Below are 20498 nucleotides of genomic sequence, written 5' to 3' on the forward strand. Positions count from 1 at the left end.
CGACGACGACGCCGGCCGGGCGGGACGGAGGCGGGCGGGCGCNNNCACCGGAGAGATCCGCGGCGACCGGCGGGAGCGGGACGCGGCGCCGGGCGGTGACCTCCGCCCAGGGCTGCCCGCCGGCCGACAGGGCCAGCGCACCGGCGACCACGATCGCGAGGACGGCGGTCGTGAGCTCGCGCCGCGCGGAACCGCCGCTCACGGGAACTCCCGGAGCCCCTCCGCCGCGGCGATCGCCGAGAGCACCGCCCGCGCCTTGTGCCGCGTCTCGGCCTCCTCGGTGGCCGGGTCGCTGTCGGCGACGACGCCCGCACCCGCCTGCACGTAGGCGTGCCCGTCGTGCAGCACGGCGGTGCGGATCGCGATGGCCATGTCCATGTCGCCGCTGGCGTCGACGTAGCCGACCGTGCCCGCGTACAGCGCTCGCCGGGTGGGCTCGAGCGACTCGATGATCTCCATGGCCCGCGGCTTCGGGGCGCCGGAGACGGTGCCCGCCGGGAAGGTGGCGTCGAAGACGTCGAGGGCGTCGTGCTCCGGGGCGACCTCCCCGGAGACGGTCGACACCAGGTGCATGACGTGGCTGTAGTGCTCGACCCGCATGAAGTCCGGCACCTCGACCGAGCCGGGCAGGCAGACCCGCCCCAGGTCGTTGCGGGCCAGGTCGACCAGCATCACGTGCTCGGCGCGCTCCTTGGGATCGCCGAGCAGCCCCTCCGCCAGCCGGGCGTCCTCCTCGGGGGTGGCTCCGCGCGGGCGGGTGCCCGCGGGCGGGTGCACCACGGCCGAGGAGCCCGTCACCGTCACCAGCGCCTCGGGCGAGGAGCCGACGACGTCGAAGGGCGACTCCCGCCCCTCGAAGCGCAGCAGGTACATGTACGGCGAGGGGTTGGTGGCCCGGAGAACCCGATAGAGGTCCAGGGCGTCGGCAGTCGTCGGCACCGCGAAGCGCTGGGCGAGGACGACCTGGAAGGCGTCGCCGGCCCGGATGTGCTCGCGGATCCGCTCGACCCCCGCCTCGTACACCCCGGGCGCCATGTTGCTGGCGGCCGCCGGGACGACGGCCTCGTCCAGCACCGCGACGCCGGAGGGCACCGGCCGGGTGAGGTCCGTGGCCATCGCGTCGAGCCGGGCGACGGCGTCGTCGTAACCGTCGGGCCCCCCGCTCCCCCGTTCCCCGCCCACCACGTTGGCGATGAGCAGCACCGAGCCGTCGGCGTGGTCGAGCACGGCGAGGTCGGTGACCAGCATCATCGCGAGCTCGGGCATGCCGAGGTCGTCGCTGCTCGTCTCGGGGAGCCGCTCCAGGCGACGCACGACGTCGTACCCCAGGTAGCCGACCAGACCGCCGGTGAGCGGGGGCAGGCCGGGGGTGCGCGGCGAGCGCAGCCGGCGGGCCAGGGTGCGGACGGCGGCGAGCGGATCGGCCGGCAGGTCGTCGGTCAGGCCGGGGATCTCCTCCCCCAGCCACTGCGCGACCCCGCCGCGCTCGGTGAGGACGCCGGCGCTGCGGGCGCCCACGAAGCTGTAGCGGGCCCACCGCCGGCCCTGCTCGGCGGACTCGAGCAGCACGGTGCCGGGACGGTTGCCGGCCAGCTTGCGGTAGACGCCGACGGCGGTCTCGCTGTCGGCCAGGAGCTTGCGGACGACGGGCACCATCGGCCGGTCGAAGGCGAACTGCTCGCGGCTGGGGGAAGCGACGCCGGGCCTCATGCGCCCGTGCCCCCGTCCCCGTCGCGGGCACCCGGAACGGCCGGCAGCACGCGGTGGAAGCAGCTGCGCTCGCCGGTGTGGCAGGCGGGGCCCTCCTGGTCGACGAGCACCAGCAGCGCGTCGCCGTCGCAGTCCAGCCGGACCTCGCGGACCCACTGACGGTTCCCCGAGGTCTCGCCCTTGACCCAGTACTCCTGGCGGCTGCGCGACCAGTAGGTCCCGCGGCCCGTCGTCAGCGTGCGGCGCAGCGCCTCGTCGTCCATCCACGCGACGGTGAGCACCTCGCCGGTGTCGTGCTGCTGGACGACGGCGGCCACCAGGCCGGCCGGGTCGCGGCGGAGCAGCTCCGCGACCTCGGGGTCGAGCGCGGGCTCGGACGGGACAGCGGACATGCCCACCAGTCTGCCGTGCGGCCCGTTCAGGCCGGTGGGGCGGTGAACCAGTGCCGCGCCCTGGTGGTCAGCAGCAGCCCGAGGGCGACCGCCGGCCCGGCGAGGAAGAACAGCGAGAACGCCGCCAGCGCCCCCTCCCCGTTCTGACCGGGCAGGTCGCCGAGGACGTCGAGCAGGCGGCCGGCCCAGTACAGCGCGAGCAGAACCTGGACGATGTGCGCCCCCGCGAGCACCCGGTAGGAGGTGCTGGTGCGCTTGTTCAGGGCCAGCAGGCCTCCGGCGACCAGGAGGACGGCGGAGACCAGCTGGATGATCGCCAGGATCGTGCCCTCGGTCGCGAGCTGGCGCGCCGTCGCGGAGGTGTAGACGTCGGGCCGCCCGCTGGAGGCGATGTCCGCGATCGAGGCGAAGAACCAGACGTACAGGGAGGCGACGAGCACGACGACCGCCTGCACGAAGGCGAGCACGGCGGCGGCGATGACCTGGCCCGGCGTCCGGACCACCGCGCGTGGCGGGCCCCACGGTGCTCCGTACGGACCGGCACCCCACGCCGGCTGACCCCAGGGGGCCGGGGCGCCGTAGGGCTGCTGCCATCCGGGAGGCGGCCCACCGTACTGGGCCGGCGGGTACTGGGCCGGGTGCTGAGGCGGCGGGTACTGGGGCGGCGGGTACTGGGGCGGCGGTCCGGCGTACGGCTTGTCCGGGTCGGCCCAGGGGTCACGCCCCTGCCCCGGTGGCTGCTCCGTCACGGGACCCGTCGTCCGCTCACAGGGCCGCCGCGACGGCGCGGCCGGCCGTGCGGCCCGAGAAGAGGCACCCGCCCAGGAAGGTGCCCTCCAGCGAGCGGTACCCGTGCATGCCGCCGCCACCGAACCCGGCGACCTCGCCCGCGGCGTAGAGGCCCGGGAAGACGTCTCCGCCGGGGCGCAGCACCCGGCCGGAGAGGTCGGTCTCCAGCCCGCCCAGGGTCTTGCGCGTGATGATGTTCAGGCGGACGGCGATGAGCGGACCGGCCTCGGGGTCGAGGATGCGGTGCGGCTGGGCGACGCGGATCAGCTTGTCGCCCAGGTAGTTCCGGGCGCCGCGGATCGCGGTGATCTGCAGGTCCTTGGTGAACGGGTGGGCGATCTCCCGGTCCCGGGCGACGATCTCGCGCTCGAGCTGCGCGAGGTCCAGCGCGGGTGTGCCGCCGGTGATCCGGTTCATGCCGGCCACCAGCTCGGGCAGCGTGTCCGCGACGACGAAGTCCTCGCCCTTGTCGAGGAACGCCTGGACCGGGGCGGCGATGCCCGCGCGCGCCCGGTTGACCAGCAGTTTGACGTCCTTGCCGGTGAGGTCGGGGTTCTGCTCGGAACCGGAGAGCGCGAACTCCTTCTCGACGATCTTCTTCGTGGTGACGAACCAGGTGTGCTCGTACCCGGTGGTGCCGATGTGGGCGAGCGTGCCCAGGGTGTCGAAGCCCGGGAACAGCGGGACAGGCAAGCGCTGACCGGTCGCGTCGAACCACATCGAGGACGGGCCGGGGAGGATCCGGATCCCGTGCTGCGCCCAGACCGGCGAGTGGTTGGCGATGCCCTCGGTGTAGTGCCACATCCGGTCGTTGTTGACCACGCTGGCACCGGCCTCGGCCGTGGCCTCCAGCATGTGCCCGTCGACGTGGGCGGGCACCCCCGACAGCAGCCGCTCCGGCGCCGGACCGAGCCGTGCCGGCCAGTTCCGGCGGACCATCTCGTGGTTGCCCCCGATGCCACCGGAGGTGACGACGACGGCCTGGGCCCGGATCTCGAAGTCCCCGACCTCGGTGCGGGAGCTCGCCTCGCCCCGGGCGACGTCGCTCGGTTCCAGCACGGCACCGCGCACGCCGGTCACCGCGCCGTCGGTCACGACGAGCTCGGACACCCGGTGGCGGAACCGCAGCTCGACCGTGCCGGCCTCGACACCGGCACGCACGCGGCGCACGAACGGCTCGACGATGCCCGGGCCGGTGCCCCAGACGATGTGGAAGCGCGGCACGGAGTTGCCGTGACCGGTGGCCGTGTACCCACCCCGCTCGGCCCAGCCGACGACCGGGAAGAACCCGATGCCCTGTTCCTTGAGCCACGCCCGCTTCTCACCGGCGGCGAACTGCAGGTACGCCTCGGCCCACTGGCGCGGCCAGTGGTCCTCGGTGCGGTCGAAGGCAGCCGTGCCGAACCAGTCCTGGCGCGCCAGCTCCAGGGAGTCGTGCACCCGCAGCCGACGCTGCTCGGGCGAGTCGACGAGGAACAGCCCGCCGAAGGACCAGAACGCCTGCCCGCCCAGCGACGCCTCGGGCTCCTGGTCGACCAGCACGACCCGCTTGCCCGCGGAGGCCAGCTCGGCGGTGGCCACCAGCCCGGCGAGCCCCGCCCCCACGACGACGACGTCTGCCTCGGTGTTGTTCTCCACGATCGCGACGCTATCGGTCCACGGGCCTTCCGCGCCGCTGTCCCCGGCGCGACCCGCCCCGGACGGGTACCGGTCAGCCGAGGCAGCCGATGGGCTCCGCGGGATCCGCCGGGCCCTCCCGCTCGAACGCGTGCAGCACCCAACCGATCGCCTGCCGGTCCATCGGGATGAGGAGGTGCTCGGTGACCGCGAGCGGGCAGCGGTCCTGCAGCGTGATGTTCGTGCTGCGCGCGTCGGGCGCCAGGAACGCCGAGGTGTAGGGCACGACGACCTGGTCGTAGCGGGTGGTGACCTGGGTGTAGTCGACGTCGCCCGGGGTCTCGTCCGGCGAGTTGAGCGCGGTCAGGAACTCCGAGCCCGCCCGCTGCTGGTCGCACGAGACGCACCACGGCGAGCTGCTGAAGCCGTCGTTGATCGTGGTGCCGTGGTTGGAGGGCACGAGCCCGACCAGGTCCTCCACCAGGCCGTCGCCGCCGAGGTTCTTGATCCAGTACCGGGGCATCATGCCGCCCTGCGAGTGCCCGACGATCTGGACCCGGGCCGCCCCGGTCGAGGCCAGCACCTGGTCGACGAACGCGTCGAGCTGGGCGGCGGACTCCTCGATCGGCCCGGTGCCCCGGTTGCCGTAGTCCAGCGAGTAGACGCAGTAGCCGTCCTGCTTCAGCGCCCAGGACAGGGGGTCGAGCAGCGACTTCGAGTCCCCGAACGTGCCGTGCACGATCACGGCCGGGTGGGGGCGTTCCGCCGTCGGGAGGCAGGTCCAGTCGTTCGCGCCGGCCGGCGGCACGGGCCAGGTGAGCGAGGCACCCGACGTGCCCGACGACGCGGCGGGGGCCGTGGGCGCGGCGGCGGCCGTGCCACCGGTGAGGCAGACGACGGTCGCGACGACGGAGCTCACGAGCGCGGAACTGAGGAAGCGGCGGCGCATGACAGACCAACGAGCCGGCAGCCACGAGGTGACGCACGCCACATCACCCCGGCGCTCGGGCTCCTAGCCCGACGCCCGGCGCGCCGCGACCCAGCCGCGCACGCGGGGCAGCGACGCGAGCACCGCGCTCAGCGCCGGGAGCAGGCCGGTCGCCAGCCCGAAGCCCGCGGCACCCTCGGCCCACCCGCCGAAGAGGGTGCCGCCGATGATGCCCAGCCCCAGCAGGGCTGCCGGCACGGTGACGACGAGCCAGGACCGGCCGAGCACGAGCAGCACCGCCCCCACGAGCAGGCCGAGGGACAGCGCCAGCGGCACGAGCAGCACCAGCCACTCCTGCCCCGACGGCCGGCCCTCCGAGAACGCGAACGCGACCAGGAAGAACAACCCCGGCGCGAGTGCGCTGAGCACCGCCAGGAGCGCGGCCAGCACGGCCGGGAGCGGCGGCCGGAGCGATGCTCCGCCGGGTGCGGGAGAACTCACGCCGGGCAGCCTAGGGCCGCGGTCAGGACACCGGTTCCGGCTCGCCGGCCGAGGACCGGCGCCAGGAGGCGTGCAGCCGCGCGTAGGTGCCCTCGGCGTCGACCAGCTCGGCGTGCGAGCCCCGCTGCACCACGTGGCCGGCGTCGACGACGAGGATCTCGTCGGCCCGCTCGGCCGTGGAGAGGCGGTGGGCGATCGTCAGCGTCGTCCGTCCCGCGGTCAGGGTGTCCAGCGCCCGGGTCAGCCGCTGCTCGGTGGCCGGGTCGACGGCGCTGGTCGCCTCGTCGAGCACCAGCAGGTCGGGGTCCGCGACGTACGCGCGGGCCACCGCCACCAGCTGCCGCTCCCCCGCCGACAGCGAGTCGCCGCGCTGGCCGACGGCCGTGGCCACACCACGCTGCAGGCCCTGCACCCAGGCGGACAGCCCCAGCTCGTCGAAGGCGGCCGCGACCTCGTCGTCGGTCATCCCCGGCCGGCCGTAGCGCACGTTGTCGGCGACCGTGGCGTCGAAGAGGAACCCGTCCTGCGGCACCATCACCACTCGCTCCCGCAGGGAGTCGAAGGCGACGTCGGACAGCGGGACCCAGCCGGCGGCGTCGGAACCGAGCAGCACCTGACCCTCCACCGGGTCCATGAGCCGGGTGACCAGCTTGGCGAAGGTGGTCTTGCCCGAGCCGGTCTCGCCGACGATCGCCACCCGCCGGCGGGGCTCGATGGTGAGGTCGATGTCGTCGAGCGCCGCGCGGGCCCCCGGCGAGTAGCGGAACGTGACGTGCGCGAAGCGCACGCCGAGCACGCCCTCGGGCAGGTGCTGCACCCGGCCGGGGGTGGCGATGGCGGGGTCGCGCACGTCGGGCTCGGTGTCGAGGATGTCCAGCACGCGGCGGAACCCGGCGACGGCGTTCTGCGCCTCGTTGATCACCTCGCTCGCCATCTGGACCGGCGCGACGAAGAGCGTGACGAGGAAGAGGAACGCGATCAGCGTGCCGGCGGTGATGTCGCCGGCGAGCCCCAGGTAGACGCCGACGACGACGAGCGCGGCGTTGGCCAGGGCGGCGGCGAACTCGCCGCTGACGAACACCCCGACGGCCACCTTCTGGGCGTTCACGGCGGCCCGGTAGTGCCGGTCGATCGCCGCGTCGATCCGCTCGGCGGTGCGCGCCCGGATGCCGTAGGCGCGGACGGTCGGGGCCCCGACGACGGTCTCGGCGACGGCGGCCAGCAGGTCACCCACCCGCTCCCGCACCGTTCCGTAGGCCACCGCCAGCTTCTGCGCGAACCAGCGGAGTGCGATGCCGAGCGGCACGAAGCAGAGCAGCACGACCAGCGTCAGCTGCCAGGAGTAGTACGCCATGACCACGGTCGCGACGGCGAGCTGCCCCAGGCTGACCAGGCCGATGACCCCGCCCCACTGCATGAACTGGGACAGCTGGTCGACGTCGGCGGTGACCCGCGAGACCAGCGACCCGCGCCGCTCGCCCTGCTGGTGGAGGACCGAGAGGTCGTGCACGTGCCGGAAGGCCCGCACCCGGAGGTTCGCGAGCGCGGTCTCGGTCGTCTTGAACAGCCGCACGTTCATGCGGTAGACCGCCACGGCGGTGGCCAGCACGACGAGCGCGCAGATGATCACGGCCCAGGTGACCAGGTCGAGGTCCGGTCCGCCGGCGGCGTCCAGCCCGCGGTCGATGACCTGCTGGACGGCGATGGGCACGGCGACCCGGCCGAGCGTGGCCAGGAGCGCGAGCAGGACCGTCACGGGCAGCCCGCGGCGGAACTCCGGCATCATCCGCAGACCGCGGCGCATCGTCTGCAGCGCGCCCTCGCGCCGGTCCTCGTCGGGCAGCGTGACGGTCATGCCGGCACCCCCTCGGCCTGGGAGTAGGCGCGCACGAGCGCGACGTAGCCGGGCACCTCGGCGAGCAGTCGCTCGTGGCTGCCGCGGGCGACGGCGCGGCCCTGCTCGAACCAGACGACCTCGTCGGCCAGCGCGATGGTCGCCTGCCGGTAGGCCACCACGACGACCGTCGCCGGGGCCTCGCTGGCCCGCAGCGCGTCGAGGATCCGCGCCTCGACGGAGGGGTCGACGGCGCTGGTCGCGTCGTCGAGCACCAGCAGCCGGGGCCGGCGGACGATGGCGCGGGCCAGGGCCAGACGCTGCCGCTGGCCGCCGGAGAGCGAGGCGCCGCGCTCGCCGACCCGGGTGTCGAGCCCGTCCGGCAGCGCGCTGATGAAGTCGTCGGCCGCCGCCACGCGCAGCGCCGTCCAGACCTCGTCGTCGCTGTACGGGGCGCCGAGGGTGATGTTGCCGCGCACCGTGTCGTCGAAGAGGAACGCCTGCTGGGCCACGAAGGCGGCCTGGTCGCTGACCTCCCCCTCGCGCAGCCGCCGCAGGTCCAGCCCGTCGAGGAGGACGGCGCCGTCGGCGGGGTCGACCAGCCGGACCAGCAACCCGGCGAGGGTGGACTTGCCCGAGCCGGTCGGCCCGACGACCGCGACGGTCCGTCCGGCGGGGACGTCGAAGGTCACGTCGTGCACGGTCGGCCGGTCGGTGCCCTCGAAGCTGTAGCCGACCGCCTGCAGGCCGAGTCCGGCACCGCCGTCGCCCGCGGCCGCGGGGTCCGGCCCGTAGGGCGTCTCGCCGGTGGCCTCCAGCACCGGGGTGACCCGGTCGTAGCCGGCCAGCGCGCGCGGCAGCTCGGCGAGCACCCACCCGATGGCCCGGATGGGCAGCGCCAGGAGGGTGAACAGGTAGGCGATGGAGACCAGCTCGCCCACGTCGATGGCGCCGTCGACGACGCGGTGGGCGCCGACGAGCAGGACGGCGAGCGTGCCCAGGTTCGGCAGCGACTCGATCATCGGGTCGAACAGGCCGCGGACCCGGCCGACCGACACCAGCCCGTCGCGCAGCTCCTCGGCCCGCGCACCGAAGCGCTGCGTCTCGGAGTCCTCGCGGCCCAGGGTCTTGACCACCAGGGCGGCGTCGAAGCTCTCGTGGGCGATCTCGCTGACCTCGGCACGGAGCTGCTGGGCGCGCTGCTGCCGAGGGCCCATCACCTGCGAGTAGAAGGCGTTGATCGCGAACACCAGCGGGAAGACGACCAGCCCGATGAGCGCCAGCAGCGGGTCGGTCGCCACCATCGCGCCGCCGGTGATCAGGATGATGACGACCGCGCCGATCCCGAAGGGCAGCGGCGCGACGAAGAACCAGGCCGCCTCGACGTCGGAGTTGGCGTTGGACAGCAGCTGCCCGGTGGGGTGCCGCTGGTGCCAGGACAGCGGCAGCCGGAGGTACTGGCGGGTCACCTGGCGGCGGAGGTCGGCCTGCAGGCGGTACTGCATGATGCCGGCCAGCAGCCGCCGCCCGACGATGCCGATGATCCGCAGGATCGCGACGGCGACGATGGCGACGACCGCCAGGGTGAGCGCGGCGCCGGACGTGTCGCCGTCCTCGAACGAGGGCAGCACCACGCGTTCGGTGATCCCGCCGATGACGTAGGCGCTGGCCACCGTCATCACCGCGAAGAGGGAGCTCGCCGTCAGCGCGAGCGAGAAGATGCCCGGCTGGCGCGCGATCGCGCGGCCGACGTGCCGGATCCCCCGCCGCACCACGGCATCTCGACGGCGGCGCGGCACGGTTCTCCTCGGGGTCGTTCGGGGCGGCTCTCGCATCGTACGGGTGATGCGGGCGCGAACCGAACGCTATTCGGATCTTTCCGGTCCCGGCGGGGCCGCTACGGTCGGACCGTGACCGCTTCCTCCGCCGGTTCGCTCGCCGTCCTCGAGCGCCGCGCCCTCGCCGGCCTGCTCGCCGAGCTCGGGCCGGACGCCCCGACGTGCTGCGAGGGGTGGACGACCGCGCACCTGGCGGCACACCTCGTCGTGCGGGACCGGCGACCCGACGCGATGCCGGGCTACGCGCTGGAGATGCTGCCCGGGCTGGCGCGGCTGGGCGCCTGGGCACACCGCGTCGAAGACACGACCCGGGCGGGCTCGTCCTACGCCGACCTGGTCGAGCGGGTGCGCTGCGGTCCGCCCGCGTGGGCCCCGCTGTCCTGGCCCGGGCTCGACCGGCTGAACGTGCCCGAGTTCGCGATCCACCACGAGGACGTGCGGCGGGCGCAGCCGGGCTGGACGCCCCGGACCCTGCCGCCCGGCGCGCAGGACCAGCTGTGGGCCGGCGTCGGTCTGCACGCCCGGCGGGCGGCCGGCCGGCGCGGGCTGGTCCTGCGCCGCAGCGACGTCGACGGCGCCGAGAAGCGGTTCGGAGACGGCGGGCGCACGGTCACCGGCGAGCCGCTCGAACTGCTGCTCTGGGTGTCGGGCCGCCGCGACGTCGCCCGCGTGACCGTCAGCTGACGCCGGGGCGGGTGGACGCACGCGCGAACCTGCTCGTCCGGCGGACTGCCCGGCGCTACCGTGCCGCCATGTCCGTCGCCGACCAGCGGTCCGTCACCACGTCGCAGGCCACACCTCGGCTGCCTGCCGTGCCACCCCCGCCGGCGCAGCACGTCGCGCCCCCTCCGGCACCGCATCGACGCACGGGCCGTGACGGGAACCGGGCGCTCGCGATCGGGTTCGCCGTCGTCTGCCTGGCCGGCCCCTTCGTCGAGCCGATGCCGACCGGTGACATCCACATCCCGCTGTGGCAGATCCCGATCGAGCTCGCGACCTTCGCCTCGATCGTCGCCGCGACGATCGCTCTCTGGCGCGCCAGCCGGCATGCCCCGCGTCTGGTCCTGGCCGCGGGCGCCCTCCTGGCGGTCATGACGATGGTGTGCCCCCTCGCGGGACACACACCTGTGGGCTGGTGGACCTGGGTGCAGGCCGGGCTGTCGCTCGCGGTGATGGCCACGGGCGCCGCGCTGTACCGCCGCGGTCCGGCGACGCCTTCCGCCTGAGGTCAGCGCTCCGGGGTGTCGGCCCCGAGGCGCACGGGGATGCCGGCGGCGGCCAGTCCGGCCTTGACGTCGCCGACGCGCAGCTGACCGAAGTGGAAGACGCTCGCGGCCAGCACGGCGTCGGCGCCGGCCTCGACGGCCGGCGGGAAGTGCTCGACGGCGCCCGCTCCCCCGCTGGCGATCAGCGGCACGCGGACCTCCCGCCGCACCAGCCGGACCAGGTCGGTGTCGAAGCCCGCCTGGGTCCCGTCGGCGTCCATCGAGTTGAGCAGGATCTCCCCCACCCCGAGCTCCGCCGCTCGCACGCACCACTCGACGGCGTCCCGCCCGGTGCCCCGGCGGCCGCCGTGCGTGGTGATCTCGAACCCGGAGTCGGTCCTGGCCCCGTCGCGGACCCGCCGGGCGTCGAGCGAGAGCACGAGCACCTGGCTGCCGAAGCGGTGCGCGATCTCGGCGATGAGCTCCGGCCGCGCGACGGCGGCGGTGTTGACGGCGACCTTGTCCGCGCCGGCGCGCAGCAGCTTGTCGACGTCGTCGACGCCACGCACTCCACCGCCCACCGTCAGCGGGATGAACACGCTCTCCGCGGTGCGGCGGACGACGTCGTAGGTGGTCTCGCGGTCGCCGGAGCTCGCGGTGATGTCCAGGAACGTCAGCTCGTCGGCCCCCTCGGCGTCGTAGACGCGGGCCATCTCCACCGGGTCGCCGGCGTCGCGCAGGTCGACGAAGTTGACACCCTTGACCACCCGGCCGGCGTCGACGTCGAGGCACGGGATCACCCGCACGGAGAGGCTCATGCCGGCACCCCGCGGACCGCGTCGGCCTCGATCTCCACGACCATCGCCGGGTCGATGAGCGCCGCCACCTGCACCATCGAGGTGGCGGGGCGGACGTCGCCGAAGAACTCGCCGTGCACCCGGCCCACCTCCTCCCAGCGCGAGATGTCGGTGACGAACATCCGGGTGCGGACGACGTCGGCCAGCGTGAAGCCGGCCCGTTCGAGGGACTGCTCGATGATGCTCAGCGCCTGGCGCGTCTGGGCGGCGGCGTCACCCGGGTGCGCCACCTCGCCGTCCACCATGGACGTCGTCCCGCTGACCCAGGCGGTGTCGCCCCGGACGACGACCCGGCTGTAGCCGACGACGGACTCCCACGGGCTCCCCGAGCCGAGCCGGACGACGCTCACGCGAGCTCCTCGGTGATCCGCAGCGCCTCCGGCAGCGTGAAGGCGCCGGCGTACAGCGCCTTGCCGACGATCGCGCCCTCGACGCCGACGGCGGTCAGCCCGGCCAGCGCGCGGATGTCGTCCAGCGAGCTGACCCCGCCCGAGGCGACGACCGGCCGCGGGGTCGCGGCGCAGACCTCGCGCAGCAGGTCGAGGTTCGGGCCCTGGAGCGTGCCGTCCTTGGTGATGTCGGTGACCACGTAGCGGGCGCAGCCCTCGGCGTCCAGCCGGGCGAGGGTCTCGTAGAGCTCGCCGCCCTCCTGGGTCCAGCCGCGGGCGGCCAGCCGGGTGCCGCGCACGTCCAGGCCGACGGCGATCCGGTCGCCGTGCTCGGCGATCGCCCGGGCGCACCACTCGGGCGACTCCAGCGCGGCGGTGCCCAGGTTCACCCGGCGGCAGCCGGTGGCCAGGGCGGCGGCCAGCGACTCGTCGTCGCGGATGCCGCCGGAGAGCTCGACGTCGACGTCGAGCTCGCCGACCACGCGGGCCAGCAGCTCGCGGTTGGAACCACGGCCGAAGGCGGCGTCGAGGTCGACCAGGTGCACCCACTCGGCGCCGTCCCGCTGCCACTGCAGCGCGGCCTCGAGCGGGTCGCCGTAGGAGGTCTCGCTGCCGGCCTCCCCCTGCACGAGACGGACGGCCTGGCCGTCGGCGACGTCGACGGCGGGGAGCAGCTGCAGCGTGGGCACGACGACCAGCCTAGGAGCGCGGCGCCCGGAGCCTGCGGCAGGCTGTCGGCGTGGAGTTCGCAGAGGTGGTCCGCCGCCGCCGCATGGTCCGGGACTACGACGCCGAGAGACCGGTGCCGCCCGAGGTTCGGGAGCGGCTGCTGGAGCACGCGGTCCGCGCGCCGTCGGCGGGGTTCAGCCAGGGCTGGGCGTTCCTGGTCCTGGAGAGCGGCGAGGAGCGGGACCGCTTCTGGACCGCCACGACGGATGGGGGCACCCCCGACGCCTGGCTGACCCGGATGCGACGGGCGCCCCTGCTGATCGTGCCGTTCTCGAACAAGCAGGCCTATCTCGACCGGTACGCCGAGCCGGACAAGGGCTGGACCGACCGGGACGAGAGCCGCTGGCCGGTCCCCTACTGGGACGTCGACGCCGGCATGGCCTCGCTGCTGATCCTGCTGACCGCCGTCGACGAGGGGCTGGGCGCCTGCTTCTTCGGCGTCCCGCCGGACAAGGTGGCCGGGCTGCGCGAGGCCTTCGGCGTCCCCGAGGAGTACCGGCCCGTGGGCTGCCTCTCGCTCGGCTACCCCGGGGACGGCGACCGCCGCTCCCCCTCCCTGCGCCGCGGCCGTCGCCCGCTCGACGAGGTCGTGCACCGCGGTCGGTGGTGACCCGCGCCCCCAGGGTCGGCGGGTGACCGACGAGCTGTGGCGCCCCCACGACCGCATGGCCGACGAGTTCCTCGCCCACCCCGAGGACGGTGCCTACGCACGGTCCTGCTTCGACCGCGTCCTGGAGAGCGACGCCTGGTCGTCGCTGCCCACCGGCCTGAACGAGGTGCGCTACTGGCCGGAGCCGCTGTCGAATCCGTGCGCGGCGGCCACGGATGCCGGCTTCGTCATCCAGCGCCTGGAGCACGAGTTGCTCAGCCGTCCGGGGTTCCTCGCCCTGCGGCTGCTCGCGCCGGCCTGACCGGTTCAGCCGAGGGACGTCGTCCCCGAGACCAGCACGAGGTCCGAGCCCGGTGTCCCCGCCGCACCGACGCCGTCGGGCCGCGGCTGCAGACCGGGCAGGCCGGCGAGCCCGGTGCTGCCGTCCACGACCCGGAGCGACACGGGACCGCCGCCTTCGACGCTGAAGGACGCCTCCAGGCCGTCGGCCGGCGGCGCGTGGAAGGTGATCTCCAGGGAGCTCCCGCCCAGCGCCTCCTCCGGGACTCCGCGGCCCGCGACCCGCGCGCGGGCGACCGTGCCGCCCCCGGTGTCCAGGTCGAGGACGACGAGCCGGACGCCCGGGCGCTGCGGCGTCACCCGCACAGTGATCTCGCGGCGGCCCCCCACCACGGCGTCGGCCAGCGTCTCCACGCGGGCTCGTGGAAGGGCGGCCGGTTCGGCGGTGCCGAAGGCCACCTCGCCGTCCCCCAGGGAGGGGAAGTCGACGGGCAGGTCGCCGCGGGCGCTGAGGTGCCCGCCGGTCCAGTCGCCCGGGAGCGCCTCGGTGCTGACCCACCAGGCCTGCTGCCGGTCGCCGTCCAGTGCGTACGCGAGGTGGCTGGGAACGGGGGAAGCGGGGCCGAACCGGTCGACCTGCAGGCCGGCGAGCACGCACACCCCCGCCAGGGCCGCGGCGGCGAGGGGGACGGCAGCCGCGCGGCTCCGCGGGCCTCCGTCGTCGTCCGGGAACAGCAGCTCGAGGGCCGGGAGCAGCGCGAGGGCGAGCAGGGTGACGGCGAGCGCCGGCACGGCGGCCGAGGCGAGGCCGACGACCGGGAAGGAGAGCGCGACGGCGGGGGCGAGCACGACCACCGAGACCCCTCCGGCGAACAGCACGGCGGCGATCCGGACGCCGGCCTCGGTGGTCATGCAGCAGATCGCGACCGCGGCCGCACCGGCGAGCGCGGGCAGGGCGGCCAGGTGCGCGGCCCCGGGCGCGACCACCGCCAGCACCCCGGCGCCCAGCGCCGGCCAGACCAGCCCGCCCACGGCGAGCACCGTGTCGCCGAACCGGTCGCGCAGCAGCGCGTACCAGGCGAGCACCACGGCGAGGACCAGGGCGACCGCCGCCAGCCGGTACCACCCGGGCCGCCAGGGGTCGATCAGCTCGGCGTATCCGGGGCGGACGGCGACCAGCAGCGACCACAGCGCGGAGACGGCGAGGGGCCCGAGGACCAACGGCACCGCCGCCCACGCGGTGGCCGCTGTCCGCCGTCCCCAGCTCAGCCCCTGCCGGCCGACGAACCACACGAGGCCGCCGACGCCCAGCAGCGCGGCGGCCGCCAGGGGCCGGTCCAGCGACCCGGACCAGCTGACGGGTTCGCCGAGGACCGGGAGGACGGTCGGGTCGCCGTCGGAGGCGGCGGGCGCGGCCAGTTCCCGCAGGTCCCGGTCGCCCAGTGCCCTCGCCATGGCCAGCGTGCCGTCGCCCAGCGCCTGGAGCGTGGCCCGGTCGAACCGGTCGGGCACGTCCTGGGGCGTGTGGGTCCCGGTCGACCCGTCCAGAGAGGCTGCGCCCAGCCCGGTGAAGCGACCGTCCCCGAGCAGCACGTCGACACCGCGGTCGTCGTCCAGCGCGCGGTGGAGTTCCATGCTGCCGCTGCTGACCACGAGCGACGGCGCCACCTCGGCCAGGACGGCCAGGTCCGCGTCGCGCGGGGACGTCCCGAGGAGGACCGCCGGCCCGGCGCCGCCGCGGGGGTCGACGGCGAGGACGACGCCGCCCTCCTGGGCGAGCGGGTGCGATGCGGCGAACGCCTCGACACCGCACCGGCAGGCCTCGTCGGCGTCGGTCAGCACGACGACGACGTCGTTGCGCAGCGGCGGACCCGCGGTCAGCGCCCGCACCGACTCCAGGAGCGCCGCGACGCCCGCCGCGCCGGTCGCGCCGACGCCGGTCGCCGCGGAGTCGTGGTGGGCCAGGAGGAACAGCCGGCCGGTGGAGTCGGAGCCCGGGAGGACGCCGACGACGGTGCGGACCCGCGCCATCTCCGCCTCGCCGTCGGTGACGTGCCCGGTGCCGACGGCGCTCTGGACGCGGGTGTCCAGTCCCAGCGCTGCGAGCGTGGCGACCAGGTCGTCGACCACCCGGGCACTCGCCTCGCTGCCGGGGACGTGCACCTCGGCGGCGGTCTTCCGCACCTGCTCGAAGGCGCGGGCGGCGCTGAACTCGGTCGCCGGTGCGTCGGCCGGTCGTGGTGCGGGCGGCCCGAGCGCAGCCACGCTCCAGACGCCGAGTCCGAGCAGGAGCGCGCCCAGCACGGCGCCTGCCCCACGGCTGGGCCGCCGGGGGCCGCGCGCGGTGCGTCCGGCAGGCACGGCGCCCTCCTGGCTACGGGAAGGACGGACGCGGTCACCCTAGGTGGCGGCGCGCTGTTTTCCCGGGAGGCGCCTCAATTCAAACTGTTCAACCAGTTGGTGAGCAGCTGAGCGCCGGCGTCGCCGCTCTTCTCCGGGTGGAACTGGGTGGCCGACAGTGCCGCGTTCTCCACCCCGGCCACGAAGCGGTCGCCGTGCTCGGCCCAGGTGACCTTCGGCGGCGGCAGCGGGCTCGGCGCACCGCCCTGACCGAGCGGGAAGTCGCGGACGCCGTAGGAGTGCACGAAGTAGAAGCGCTCGTCCTCGATGCCGTCGAAGAGCACGCTGCCCTTCGCCACGTCGACCTGGTTCCAGCCCATGTGCGGCAGGACGGGGGCCTGGAGCTGCTCGACGACGCCGGGCCACTCGCCGCAGCCTTCCGCGTCGTGCCCGTGCTCGACGCCGCGGTCGAACAGGATCTGCATGCCGACGCAGATGCCGAGCACCGGGCGCCCGCCGGCCAGGCGGCGGCCGATGATGCGCGGCCCGTCGACGGCCTTGAGGCCCTCCATGCATGCGGCGAAGGCGCCCACGCCCGGGACGACGAGCCCGTCGGCGTCCAGGGCCGTCTGCGCGTCGGAGGTGACCGTGACGTCGGCCCCCACCCGCGCGAGCGCGCGCTCGGCCGAGCGCAGATTGCCCGACCCGTAGTCGAGGACCGCCACCTTCTTCACGCCTGCCACGCTACCGACCAGCGCACCGAGGGCCGCCGTGATTCCCGCCATGGGACGGGCGTCCGCTCCGCCCTTCCCGCGCGGTGCCATCGCTCGAGCGCCGGGCACCTCCTGCTGGCAGGGTCCCTCGCCCGATCCGGTCGCCGTCGTGGGCGCTGCCCTACCGGGCGCCTCCCCTCTCGCGCCCAACGCCCACCGCGTCAAGACCCCTGATGTATCTGTGGACAGGCTTCTGACCTGGGGATTCGCAGTGCCGGATGCCGCTTCCGGCGCTAGGATTCGTACATGTGTTCGACCGACTGCGCGACCCCTGTGGAGTGCCTGGAAGGTGCTCTGCAGGCGCTGGCCGGTCAGGACCTGAAGCCGTTGTTCGGGCCCGCGGTGCTGGAGCGGTGCGGGGCCCTGGTGGTTGCCCGGAACCGGCTGGGCGCCGAGGTGGCCCGCACCGTCCGTGAGGGTGAGCTGACCCAAGCGTCCGAGCACGACGGCGCGGCGTCGATGGGCGGCTGGCTGCGCGGGCACCACCGCCTGCCTCCTGGTGTCGCCAGCCGGCTGGTGCGCAACGGGCGGGCGCTGGAGCAGCTGCCGGTGCTGGCCGCAGCGGCTGCGGCCGGCGGGGTCAGCCCGGAGGCGGTGTCGGTGATCGCCCCGGTCGCCTCGGCGGAGAACGTGGCGGCGGCGGAGGCGCAGGGCGTGGAGCTGGCCGGGATCGATGCCGCCCTGACCAAGGTGGCGATCCTGCGGTCGCACTCGGAGCTGCGGCAGGTGGTCGCTCACTACCTGGCCCGCCTCGACCCCGACGGCCCCGAACCGGACCCGACGGAGTGCCGCAGCCTCACCATCGGCCGTGACGGCAACGGGATGGTGGTCGGGCGGTTCGTGCTGGACGCGGTCGGCGGGGAGAAGCTGCAGGCCGCGATCGAGTCCATCCTGCAGGCCACCCGCCCCGCCGGTGACCTGCGCAGCCGCGCCCAGCAGGCCGGCGACGCGCTCGTGCAGCTGTGCGACAACGCTCTGGCGTCCGGGAACCTGCCGATCCTGCGGACCGTGAAGCCGCACGTGGTGGTGCGCCTGGACATCGACGACCTCGTCGACCCGCACCCCGGCGCGGGTGCCGCCCGCACCGGGTTCGGCGGCATCATCTCCGCCGCCCGCGCCCGCTGGCTGGCCTGCGACGGCAACGTCAGCCGCGTCGTGTTCGGCCCCGACGGGCACCGCCTCGACCTCGGCCGCAGCCACAGGGTCGTGCCCCCCGCGCTGCGCAGAGCCGTGGAGCTGCGGGACGAGCACTGCGTGTTCGCCGGCTGCGACGCCCCGTCCTACTGGTGCGACGTCCACCATCTTCTGCACTGGATCGACGGCGGAGAGACGACGCTGGAGAATTCAGGCCTGCTGTGCGAACGGCACCACACCAAGGTCCACCACGGCTTCCAGATCGTGCGCGACACCGCCGGCCGATGGCACACCTACCGGCCCGACAGCACCGAGATCCAAATCTTCGAACCCTTCCTCGTCCCCGCCTGACCGCAATCCCAGCCCCTGCGCGGCCACGCCTCCCCGGCGTCGCCGCGCAGCGGCATGCCTTCATTCGGCCGGACGTCCCGGGTCGGTCCACGGCAGGACCGTCAGCTCGGGCCACTCCCCCAGCCAGCGGGCCGCGTTGGTCTCGGCCACCTCCCGCGGTGCGAGCCGACGATTCGGGCGCACGACCAGATCGAACAGGTCGTCGAAGCCGTGCGGCGCGTAGACCCGCGGCCGACCGGCGACGTCGACCGTGACGATGCGCAGGAACCGCTCCCCGTCGGCCGGTCGGCCGCTCACACCAGGTACAGGACCCCGGCCGCGCTGGCCAGCAGAGCCGCCGCGAGCAGCACCACCGCGAAGGCGATCTGCGGCGCCGAGCGAGGCTCGCCGTCGTCCTGACCGGCCTGCCAGACGCTCCAGGTGCCACCCAGCAGAAAGCCGCCGAGCAGCAGCAGGACGAGACCGAAGGTCATGCGGGGAACCGGAGCTCGGGCACGGCGGCTACAGCGCGCCCTTGGTCGAGGGCACGTCGGTGACCCGCGGGTCGATCGCCACCGCAGTGCGCAGCGCGCGGGCCAGCGCCTTGAACTGGCCCTCGACGATGTGGTGGGCGTCGCGGCCGGCGTAGAGCACCCGCACGTGCAGGCTGATCCGCGCGTTGAACGCGAACGACTCGAGCACGTGCTTGGTGAGCGACGTCGGGTAGTCCGGCCCGATCATCGGCGTCATGTTCTCCGGCTCGGCGTGCACGAAGTACGGCCGGCCGGACAGGTCGACGGCGGCCTGCGCCAGCACCTCGTCCATCGGGATCGTCGCGTCGCCGTAGCGCGTGATGCCGCGCTTGTCGCCCAGCGCCTGCGCGAACGCCTGCCCGAGCGCGATGGCGACGTCCTCGACGGTGTGGTGCGCGTCGATGTGCAGGTCACCGTCGGCCTGCACGGTGAGGTCGATCCCGCTGTGCTTGGACAGCGCGGTGAGCATGTGGTCGTAGAAGCCGACGCCCGTGCTGATCGAGCTCGTGCCGGTGCCGTCGAGGTCGAGCTCCACCACGAGCTTGGTCTCGCTGGTGGCGCGCTCCACCCGGGCGGTGCGGCGTGCAGGTGCGGTCATGGTCGTGAGTCTCCCAGAGTGGTGCGCTGTTCCGGCGCGATCTCACCCAGCGCGGTGAGGAACGCGTCGGTCTCCGCTGCCGTGCCGGCGGTGACCCGGAGCCATCCCGGCAGTCCGACGTCGCGGACGAGCACCCCGCGATCGAGCAGCGCCTGCCAGGCCTTCGCCTGGTCGCCGAACCGCCCGAACAGGACGAAGTTCGCGTCGCTCGGCACGCTGGTCAGCCCGAGACCCGGCAGGGCGGCGACGATCCGGTCCCGCTGGGCGCGCACCTCGTCGACGGTCGCCAGCAGCGCCTCGGTGTGCGCCAGGGCGGCCCGTGCGGCTGCCTGGGTGAGCGAGCTCAGGTGGTAGGGCAACCGGACCAGCTGCAGGGCGTCGACGACTGCGGGATCCGCGGCCAGGTAGCCCAGGCGCAGCCCGGCCATCCCGAATGCCTTGCTCATGGTGCGGCTGACGATCAGGCGCGGGCGCCCGGGCAGCAGGGTCAGCGCCGACGGCGTCCCGGTCCGGGCGAACTCCGCGTACGCCTCGTCCACGACCACCACCCCGGCCGTCGCCGCGTACAGCTCCTCGATCGTCGCCAGCGGCACCGCGGTGCCGGTCGGGTTGTTCGGGCTGGTCACGAAGACGACGTCCGGCGCGACCTCGCGCACCTGCGCCACCGCGGCCGCCGCGTCGATGGTGAAGTCCTCGCGCCGGTGCCCGTCGACCCACCCCGTGCCGGTGCCGGCCGCGATGATCGGGTGCATCGAGTACGACGGCGTGAAGCCCAGCGCCGTCCGCCCGGCACCGCCGAACGCCTGCAGGATCTGCTGCAGCACCTCGTTGGAGCCGTTCGCCGCCCACACCTGCGCCGGCTCCACGGTGGTCCCGGCGGACCCGGACAGGTAGGCGGCGAGGTCCGCGCGCAGCTCCCGGGCGTCGCGGTCGGGGTAGCGGTTGAGCTCCAGCGCCGCGTGCCCGAGCGCCGCGCCCAGGTCGGCGAGCAGCTCGTCGGGCAGCGGGTGCGGGTTCTCGTTGGTGTTCAGCCGGTGCGTCGCCGGCACCTGCGGCGCGCCGTAGGGCGTGCGGCCACGCAGCTCCGGCCGCAGCGGGAGCTCGTCCATCGA

Annotated in this window: 22 protein-coding genes; 5 read left to right on the forward strand and 17 right to left on the reverse strand. The window is 74.6% G+C overall.

Translation table 11 applies throughout. From position 1 onward, the window contains the following. Positions 1 to 198: 198 nt before the first annotated feature. The 8 genes from BN344_RS00910 to BN344_RS00945 all read right to left on the reverse strand — a co-directional run bounded on the left by BN344_RS00910 (position 199) and on the right by BN344_RS00945 (position 9543). On the reverse strand, positions 199 to 1710 hold the full coding sequence (locus BN344_RS00910) for an anthranilate synthase component I (RefSeq protein WP_040336658.1): 1512 nt from the start codon (positions 1708 to 1710) through the stop codon (positions 199 to 201). Next, complete coding sequence (gene hisI / locus BN344_RS00915) at positions 1707 to 2102, reverse strand: phosphoribosyl-AMP cyclohydrolase (protein ID WP_040336659.1); 396 nt, start codon at positions 2100 to 2102, stop codon at positions 1707 to 1709. The genes BN344_RS00910 and hisI overlap by 4 nt, the downstream gene beginning before the upstream one ends. A 26-nt stretch (positions 2103 to 2128) precedes the next feature. Then, positions 2129 to 2851, reverse strand: coding sequence for a hypothetical protein (locus tag BN344_RS00920; RefSeq protein ID WP_155858696.1), 723 nt, complete (start codon positions 2849 to 2851; stop codon positions 2129 to 2131). 16 nt (positions 2852 to 2867) lie between these two features. Then, positions 2868 to 4529, reverse strand: coding sequence for an FAD-binding dehydrogenase (locus BN344_RS00925; protein WP_197022205.1), 1662 nt, complete (start codon positions 4527 to 4529; stop codon positions 2868 to 2870). 73 nt (positions 4530 to 4602) lie between these two features. Further along, positions 4603 to 5427, reverse strand: coding sequence for an esterase/lipase family protein (locus tag BN344_RS00930; RefSeq protein ID WP_197022206.1), 825 nt, complete (start codon positions 5425 to 5427; stop codon positions 4603 to 4605). 93 nt (positions 5428 to 5520) lie between these two features. Next, positions 5521 to 5937: a hypothetical protein gene (locus tag BN344_RS00935; protein WP_155858697.1), complete on the reverse strand. Its 417-nt coding sequence runs from the start codon at positions 5935 to 5937 to the stop codon at positions 5521 to 5523. A gap of 22 nt (positions 5938 to 5959) precedes the next feature. Next, a complete protein-coding gene (locus tag BN344_RS00940; RefSeq protein WP_040336664.1) occupies positions 5960 to 7792 on the reverse strand; it encodes an ABC transporter ATP-binding protein in 1833 nt (610 codons plus the stop codon). Then, positions 7789 to 9543: an ABC transporter ATP-binding protein gene (locus BN344_RS00945; protein ID WP_231486393.1), complete on the reverse strand. Its 1755-nt coding sequence runs from the start codon at positions 9541 to 9543 to the stop codon at positions 7789 to 7791. The genes BN344_RS00940 and BN344_RS00945 overlap by 4 nt, the downstream gene beginning before the upstream one ends. Before the next feature lie 138 nt (positions 9544 to 9681). On the opposite strand from BN344_RS00945, the gene BN344_RS00950 reads away from it, so the two are divergent. Both BN344_RS00950 and BN344_RS00955 read left to right on the forward strand, forming a co-directional pair. Then, entirely contained in the window at positions 9682 to 10293 is a 612-nt protein-coding gene (locus BN344_RS00950) for a TIGR03085 family metal-binding protein (protein WP_040336666.1), read from the forward strand. A 68-nt stretch (positions 10294 to 10361) separates the two neighbouring features. Beyond that, positions 10362 to 10835, forward strand: a complete 474-nt coding sequence (locus tag BN344_RS00955; RefSeq protein ID WP_155858698.1) for a hypothetical protein — start codon at positions 10362 to 10364, stop codon at positions 10833 to 10835. A 2-nt stretch (positions 10836 to 10837) separates the two neighbouring features. Here BN344_RS00955 and hisF read toward each other — a convergent pair whose 3' ends face one another. From hisF to priA, 3 genes are read right to left on the reverse strand one after another with little or no spacing between them, the layout of a single operon-like run. Next, positions 10838 to 11632: an imidazole glycerol phosphate synthase subunit HisF gene (gene hisF, locus BN344_RS00960; protein WP_040336668.1), complete on the reverse strand. Its 795-nt coding sequence runs from the start codon at positions 11630 to 11632 to the stop codon at positions 10838 to 10840. Continuing rightward, entirely contained in the window at positions 11629 to 12021 is a 393-nt protein-coding gene (locus tag BN344_RS00965; protein WP_040336669.1) for a RidA family protein, read from the reverse strand. Before BN344_RS00965 ends, hisF begins: the two co-directional genes overlap by 4 nt. Further along, entirely contained in the window at positions 12018 to 12749 is a 732-nt protein-coding gene (priA, locus tag BN344_RS00970) for a bifunctional 1-(5-phosphoribosyl)-5-((5-phosphoribosylamino)methylideneamino)imidazole-4-carboxamide isomerase/phosphoribosylanthranilate isomerase PriA (RefSeq protein WP_040336670.1), read from the reverse strand. The genes BN344_RS00965 and priA overlap by 4 nt, the downstream gene beginning before the upstream one ends. A gap of 50 nt (positions 12750 to 12799) precedes the next feature. Between priA and BN344_RS00975 the strand changes: the two genes are divergently transcribed. Together BN344_RS00975 and BN344_RS00980 are read left to right on the forward strand one after the other, a co-directional pair. Next, the gene (locus BN344_RS00975) at positions 12800 to 13399 is read left to right on the forward strand and encodes a nitroreductase family protein (protein ID WP_040336671.1); all 600 of its coding nucleotides are present in this window, start codon (positions 12800 to 12802) and stop codon (positions 13397 to 13399) included. 22 nt (positions 13400 to 13421) lie between these two features. Continuing rightward, entirely contained in the window at positions 13422 to 13700 is a 279-nt protein-coding gene (locus BN344_RS00980) for a hypothetical protein (RefSeq protein WP_040336672.1), read from the forward strand. 5 nt (positions 13701 to 13705) lie between these two features. Here BN344_RS00980 and BN344_RS00985 read toward each other — a convergent pair whose 3' ends face one another. Both BN344_RS00985 and hisH read right to left on the reverse strand, forming a co-directional pair. Then, a complete protein-coding gene (locus tag BN344_RS00985; protein ID WP_040336673.1) occupies positions 13706 to 16039 on the reverse strand; it encodes a M28 family peptidase in 2334 nt (777 codons plus the stop codon). Positions 16040 to 16113: 74 nt separating this feature from the next. Continuing rightward, positions 16114 to 16803, reverse strand: coding sequence for an imidazole glycerol phosphate synthase subunit HisH (gene hisH / locus BN344_RS00990; protein ID WP_051515390.1), 690 nt, complete (start codon positions 16801 to 16803; stop codon positions 16114 to 16116). A gap of 234 nt (positions 16804 to 17037) precedes the next feature. Here hisH and BN344_RS00995 point away from each other — a divergent pair, with 234 nt between their 5' ends. Beyond that, on the forward strand, positions 17038 to 18276 hold the full coding sequence (locus tag BN344_RS00995) for an HNH endonuclease signature motif containing protein (protein WP_051515391.1): 1239 nt from the start codon (positions 17038 to 17040) through the stop codon (positions 18274 to 18276). Positions 18277 to 18336: 60 nt separating this feature from the next. Here the strand turns inward: BN344_RS00995 and BN344_RS01000 are convergent, their stop codons facing one another. Genes BN344_RS01000 through BN344_RS01015 form a run of 4 tightly spaced genes read right to left on the reverse strand, consistent with a single transcriptional unit; the run spans position 18337 to position 20495 of the window. Then, the gene (locus BN344_RS01000) at positions 18337 to 18573 is read right to left on the reverse strand and encodes a nucleotidyltransferase family protein (protein WP_040336675.1); all 237 of its coding nucleotides are present in this window, start codon (positions 18571 to 18573) and stop codon (positions 18337 to 18339) included. After that, positions 18570 to 18749: a hypothetical protein gene (locus BN344_RS01005; RefSeq protein ID WP_040336676.1), complete on the reverse strand. Its 180-nt coding sequence runs from the start codon at positions 18747 to 18749 to the stop codon at positions 18570 to 18572. The genes BN344_RS01000 and BN344_RS01005 overlap by 4 nt, the downstream gene beginning before the upstream one ends. A 28-nt stretch (positions 18750 to 18777) precedes the next feature. Beyond that, positions 18778 to 19386: an imidazoleglycerol-phosphate dehydratase HisB gene (hisB, locus tag BN344_RS01010; protein WP_040336677.1), complete on the reverse strand. Its 609-nt coding sequence runs from the start codon at positions 19384 to 19386 to the stop codon at positions 18778 to 18780. Beyond that, the gene (locus BN344_RS01015; RefSeq protein WP_231486605.1) at positions 19383 to 20495 is read right to left on the reverse strand and encodes a histidinol-phosphate transaminase; all 1113 of its coding nucleotides are present in this window, start codon (positions 20493 to 20495) and stop codon (positions 19383 to 19385) included. Before BN344_RS01015 ends, hisB begins: the two co-directional genes overlap by 4 nt. Between the last annotated feature and the right edge of the window lie 3 nt (positions 20496 to 20498).

It is taken from the genome of Candidatus Blastococcus massiliensis AP3, assembly GCF_000582785.1.
Taxonomy (GTDB): domain Bacteria; phylum Actinomycetota; class Actinomycetes; order Mycobacteriales; family Geodermatophilaceae; genus Blastococcus; species Blastococcus massiliensis.

Bases quoted from the DNA above. Each gene is read 5' to 3' on its own strand.
- BN344_RS01005 (WP_040336676.1), bottom strand. From the start codon at position 18,749: ATGACCTTCGGTCTCGTCCTGCTGCTGCTCGGCGGCTTTCTGCTGGGT.
- hisF (WP_040336668.1), bottom strand. From the start codon at position 11,632: ATGAGCCTCTCCGTGCGGGTGATCCCGTGCCTCGACGTCGACGCCGGC.
- BN344_RS00910 (WP_040336658.1), bottom strand. From the start codon at position 1,710: ATGAGGCCCGGCGTCGCTTCCCCCAGCCGCGAGCAGTTCGCCTTCGAC.
- BN344_RS00995 (WP_051515391.1), top strand. From the start codon at position 17,038: ATGTGTTCGACCGACTGCGCGACCCCTGTGGAGTGCCTGGAAGGTGCT.
- hisB (WP_040336677.1), bottom strand. From the start codon at position 19,386: ATGACCGCACCTGCACGCCGCACCGCCCGGGTGGAGCGCGCCACCAGC.
- hisI (WP_040336659.1), bottom strand. From the start codon at position 2,102: ATGTCCGCTGTCCCGTCCGAGCCCGCGCTCGACCCCGAGGTCGCGGAG.
- hisH (WP_051515390.1), bottom strand. From the start codon at position 16,803: ATGGCGGGAATCACGGCGGCCCTCGGTGCGCTGGTCGGTAGCGTGGCA.
- BN344_RS00955 (WP_155858698.1), top strand. From the start codon at position 10,362: ATGTCCGTCGCCGACCAGCGGTCCGTCACCACGTCGCAGGCCACACCT.
- BN344_RS00940 (WP_040336664.1), bottom strand. From the start codon at position 7,792: ATGACCGTCACGCTGCCCGACGAGGACCGGCGCGAGGGCGCGCTGCAG.
- BN344_RS01015 (WP_231486605.1), bottom strand. From the start codon at position 20,495: ATGGACGAGCTCCCGCTGCGGCCGGAGCTGCGTGGCCGCACGCCCTAC.